The organism is Paenibacillus sp. 01T422, from assembly GCF_056398785.1.
Window position 1 is genome coordinate 1 of record NZ_JBFTQB010000579.1, and the last position, 4,201, is coordinate 4,201.

The window sequence follows — 4,201 nt, forward strand, 5'->3', positions numbered from 1 at the left end:
CGCAACAACAAGTCATCATGTTAGGCTCCTAATACGAAAAAGACGCCCCTTCCCGCGTAATCGCGGTTTGAGCGTCTTTTCCTTTTAACTTTTCTATTAATGTGCCACTTGGTTGTAGGTCATGATCCAAATGGAACCGCCAACGATGGTCACGAGGATAATGAGACCAAAAATCAGCGTCATAATGTTCCAACGCGCATTCTCGCCTTCCTTCACGTGCATGAAGAAGAACAATTGCACTGCAAACTGCAGAATAGCCATGATGAGAATCAAAACCAATGTTCCTGTCTTACTCATCATGTGGTTCATAACGACAACCAGCGGGATGATCGTTAGGATGATGGAGAGCGCGAAGCCGATGATATAAGATTTTAACGACCCATGTGCATGGTTATCATGAGTACCTGTTTGATGTTGACTCATCTTACATCACCCCCATCAAATAAACGATTGTAAAGACAAAGATCCAAACGACGTCAAGGAAATGCCAGTAAAGAGAAATAATTTCTACTTTGCGTTTTGTCACAGCCGTGATTCCCCTGCGTTTAAGCTGCAGGATTAATCCGATCATCCAGATCAACCCCACTGAAACGTGAAGCCCGTGTGTCCCAACTAGTGCAAAGAAGGCAGACAAGAAAGCACTTGTACTAATGGATGCACCCTCGTGATTAACCATGCTAACGAATTCCGTTACCTCAAGCCCAACGAAGGAAGCCCCTAGAAGCACTGTAACGATAAGCCAGCCGATCAATTGCTTCATGTTCCCTTTGTTCATGCCTAGCACTGCTAGACCGCTCGTGAATGAGCTGGTAAGCAGAATGAATGTCTCGGCGATGATCCCCGGCATTTTGAAAAGCTCTTCCGGTGTAGGTCCCCCATTCGTATTCTGATGAAGAACCATGTATGTGGCGAATAATGATCCGAACAAAATGACATCCGTGATTAGAAAAATCCAGAATCCGAAGGTCTTGAGCGATTCGTGATCATGTTCATGGTCGTGTGCGTGTGCGTGGTGCCCACCATTCGCGGTTACATGTGCCATTATACTTTCGCTCCTTTCAATGCGGCTTCTGTCCGTTTAATCTCATCAACCGGAATATAGTAGTCTGTGTCATAAGTAAACGAACGAGCTATCATACAAATTCCGACACCAATTAGTGCTGGAATCGTGAGCCACATCCAATCCCAGACGAAGCCGAATCCTGCGAAAAACCAAAACGCTGACTTCAGGAAAGGAATGGCCGAATTTTTTGGCATATGAATCGGTTCATAGACGACTGGTGCCGTTGCTGCCGGTTTAGCATTGTTATCTTGCTTAAGCTTCTGCTTCGTCTCCCACCATGCATCGATCGTTGACACTTCTGGAAGGACAGCAAAGTTGTAAATTGGTGCCGGTGAAGGAATAGACCACTCAAGCGTACGGCCATCCCACGGATCTCCGGTCACATCCGGCTCTCTGAACTTAATGGAGTGCGCAATTTGCCATACTTGGAATAGGAAGCCGATCCCCATCAAGAAACCACCGATCGTGGAAACCATGTTAAGCGGTCCCCAACCCATATCGAAATCGTACGTATACGTACGGCGCGTCATACCGTCTAAGCCTAAGAAATATTGCGGCATGAAACAAACATAGAAACCAATGTTCCACAGCCAGAAAGCCCATTTGCCTAAGTGCTCATTAAGCTTGAAGCCGAACATTTTCGGCCACCAGTAGTACAGACCTGCGAAGTATCCGAAAGCCACACCGCCGATTAAAACTTGGTGGAAATGCGCGATCAGGAAGTAGCTGTTATGGAACTGGAAGTCAGCAGGCGCCACAGAAAGCAAGACCCCTGTCATTCCTCCTACGACGAAACATGGGATGAACGCAATCGTCCACATCATAGGTGTCGAGAAACGAATTTTCCCTCTGAACATGGTGAATAACCAGTTAAATACTTTGACCCCGGTAGGAATCGCAATCAACATCGTCGTGAGTGCGAAGAAGGCATTCACATCCGCGCCTGAACCCATCGTGAAGAAGTGATGCGCCCATGTGAAGAAGGACAACAAACTAATGATGAACATGGCGAAAACCATGGATTTGTAACCAAACAATTTCTTCTTGGAGAACGTGGCAACAATTTCAGAGAAAATCCCGAATGCTGGAAGGACGACAATGTAAACCTCAGGATGTCCCCACATCCATATCAAGTTGATATACATCATCGGATTTCCGCCGCCATCCAAGGTGAAGAAATGCGCACCTAAGAAACGATCCAGGAATAACAGTGCTAGAGTAACCGTTAGAATTGGGAATGCAAAGATAATCGTGACGCAGCTGGAAAATACAGACCAAGTAAACATCGGCATTTTCATTAAAGTCATGCCAGGCGCACGCATTTTGATAATCGTTACGATAAAGTTAATCCCTGTCGCCAAACTACCGATACCTGAGATTTGAATCCCCCAAATATAGAAGTTCTGTCCGACGCCGGGACTATGGGAAAGCTCCGAAAGCGGCGGATAGCTAAGCCATCCAGCATCCGGTGATCCACCGATGACGAACGACACGTTGAACAGCATCGCTCCCCAGAAGAACAACCAGAAGCTGAGTGAGTTCAAAAATGGATATGCGACGTCCCTCGCTCCAATTTGCAAAGGAACAACGATATTGAATAAACCGAACATGAGCGGCATCGCCATGAACAAAATCATGATAACGCCATGCGTTGTGAAAATTGCGTTATAGTGATCGGCTTGTAAAAACTCCGTATTTGGCATTGCGAGCTGTACGCGCATCAGCAGTGCATCAACGCCGCCGCGGAAAAGCATCAGGATGGAACAAATGATGTACATAATCCCAATCCGTTTATGGTCAACACTTGTTAACCACTCCCGCCAGAGCCAGCCCCATTTCCTGAAATAACTCAGTACGAAAACCATAGCAACCATCGAGAGCCCGATACTTACCTGAGCGCCCAAAATAAGCGGGTCGCCCGTTACGAAAAACTCCGATGCGAACTCTTTAATACGATCCAACATGAGCATGACTTCCTTTCGTGAAAACTTCGTACTATCATTTTGACATATTCATTTGACTATGATCCATTTGCTTATGGTCTTTTGCATCACTTTTCTCTGTCGATGAAGATTTCATCGCATCATGATTCATTTCAGAAGTTCCATGACCACTGTGAGCAGATTGACCGTTCATATATTTCGTTACAACCTTTTGGAAAAGCCCATCTGGAATAGAGGAGAAATACTGAACGCCTTTCAATTGACCAGGCTTCGCCAGTTCTTCATAACTTTCCATGGTAAGTTTGGTTGGCGATTGTTTTGTTTTTGCTACAAAGGCATCGAAATCCGCTTGGGAAGTCGCATTGACGTCGAATGTCATATCTGCGAAATGGGATCCGCTGAAGTTAGCTCCCGTTCCGAAATAATGTCCAATCTCATCGGCCTGCAGATACAAAGTCATTGCCATGCCAGACATCGTATAAATCTGACCGCCTAACTGCGGAACCCAGAATGAGTTCATCGGCGCGTCGGAGGTAAGTTCAAACTTGATTGGTGTATCCTCTGGAATTTGAACATAGTTAAGTGTTCCTATGCCTAACTCCGGATAAGTGAACAGCCATTTCCAATCCAGTGAAGTCACTTGGATCGTGACGGGAGCTTTCTCCGACTTAATTGGTTTAGACGGCTCCAAAGCATACGTATATTTAACCGTGATCACAGCGAGTGCCGCAATCATGATAATCGGTATTGACCACCATACAGCTTCTAGTGTTGTGTTGTGTGCCCAGTTCGGTTTATAAGAAGCTTTACTTCCTTCTCGATCCCGATACCGCCATACAATCCATGCCGTTAGTGCCAAAACCGGAACAAGAATTACCAAACACATTACCGTGGAGATGTACATCAAATCTTTTTGCGTTTCAGCAATTGGCCCTTTCGGATTCAATACCATTGCTTGATCGCTGCAACCTGCCAATAACACGACGATGGCTATCATCATCAAAGGCAGTAGTACTTGTACGAGTTTTCTCTTCTTCATCCAACTAACCTCCTAATCCACAATCTACAAAGTGCTGTTTCTCAGTATTTATTAACATGCGCTTTTTTATCTAATACTAAGATAACAAATTGCATTTAAAAGTACACGGGCACTAGCAGGACTTAACAAATACGTCAAAGGATCGACGTTTTACTG

Annotated in this window: 4 protein-coding genes; all 4 read right to left on the reverse strand. The window is 45.3% G+C overall.

The features are described 5' to 3' along the window. Positions 1-96: 96 nt before the first annotated feature. The 4 genes from cyoD to cyoA are packed head-to-tail and all read right to left on the reverse strand — an operon-like array spanning position 97 to position 4,045. The gene (gene cyoD, locus AC1DUA_RS26350; RefSeq protein WP_477502593.1) at positions 97-423 is read right to left on the reverse strand and encodes a cytochrome o ubiquinol oxidase subunit IV; all 327 of its coding nucleotides are present in this window, start codon (positions 421-423) and stop codon (positions 97-99) included. Between the two features lies 1 nt (position 424). After that, positions 425-1,042 carry a cytochrome o ubiquinol oxidase subunit III gene (gene cyoC / locus AC1DUA_RS26355; protein ID WP_477502594.1) on the reverse strand — a complete coding sequence of 206 codons (618 nt, stop codon included), beginning with the start codon at positions 1,040-1,042 and terminating at the stop codon, positions 425-427. Continuing rightward, on the reverse strand, positions 1,042-3,027 hold the full coding sequence (locus AC1DUA_RS26360) for a cbb3-type cytochrome c oxidase subunit I (protein WP_477502595.1): 1,986 nt from the start codon (positions 3,025-3,027) through the stop codon (positions 1,042-1,044). The genes cyoC and AC1DUA_RS26360 overlap by 1 nt, the downstream gene beginning before the upstream one ends. Positions 3,028-3,061: 34 nt before the next feature. After that, entirely contained in the window at positions 3,062-4,045 is a 984-nt protein-coding gene (gene cyoA / locus AC1DUA_RS26365) for a ubiquinol oxidase subunit II (protein ID WP_477502596.1), read from the reverse strand. Positions 4,046-4,201: the final 156 nt, after the last annotated feature.

Coding starts and splice junctions, on each gene's coding strand:
- cyoC (WP_477502594.1), bottom strand. CDS start 1,042: ATGGCACATGTAACCGCGAATGGTGGGCACCACGCACACGCACACGAC.
- cyoA (WP_477502596.1), bottom strand. CDS start 4,045: ATGAAGAAGAGAAAACTCGTACAAGTACTACTGCCTTTGATGATGATA.
- cyoD (WP_477502593.1), bottom strand. CDS start 423: ATGAGTCAACATCAAACAGGTACTCATGATAACCATGCACATGGGTCG.
- AC1DUA_RS26360 (WP_477502595.1), bottom strand. CDS start 3,027: ATGTTGGATCGTATTAAAGAGTTCGCATCGGAGTTTTTCGTAACGGGC.